Source organism: Acinetobacter sp. LMB-5, from assembly GCF_001541635.1.
Lineage (GTDB): Bacteria > Pseudomonadota > Gammaproteobacteria > Pseudomonadales > Moraxellaceae > Acinetobacter > Acinetobacter pittii.
Map to the genome: position 1 here is coordinate 1 of NZ_LRDR01000052.1, position 556 is coordinate 556.

The 556-nt window shown below is 44.4% G+C and carries 1 protein-coding gene; it reads right to left on the minus strand.

The annotated features are described in order from the left end of the window. On the minus strand, positions 1-556 hold a 556-nt coding region (locus AW165_RS18465), incomplete at both ends, for an EF-Tu/IF-2/RF-3 family GTPase (RefSeq protein WP_081410731.1).

Consider the following 556-nt stretch of genomic DNA (forward strand, 5'->3'; position numbering starts at 1 on the left):
GCACCTACAGTACGACCACCTTCACGGATCGCAAAACGCAGACCTGGGTCCATTGCGATTGGGTGGATTAATTCTACTGACATTTCAACGTTGTCGCCTGGCATAACCATTTCAACGCCGTCTTGTAATTGGATTGCACCAGTTACGTCAGTTGTACGGAAGTAGAACTGTGGACGGTAACCATTTAAGAATGGAGTGTGACGACCACCTTCTTCTTTAGAAAGTACGTATACTTCTGCGTCGAATTTAGTGTGCGGCTTGATTGTACCTGGTTTAGCAAGTACTTGACCACGTTGTACGTCTTCACGCTTAGTACCACGAAGTAAGATACCACAGTTCTCACCTGCACGGCCTTCGTCAAGAAGTTTACGGAACATTTCTACGCCAGTTACAGTTGTTTTAACTGTATCTTTAATACCAACGATCTCTACTTCTTCACCAACTTTAACGATACCAGCTTCTACACGGCCTGTTACTACAGTACCACGACCAGAAATTGAGAATACGTCTTCGATTGGCATTAAGAATGCTTTATCGATAGCACGTTCTGGTTCTG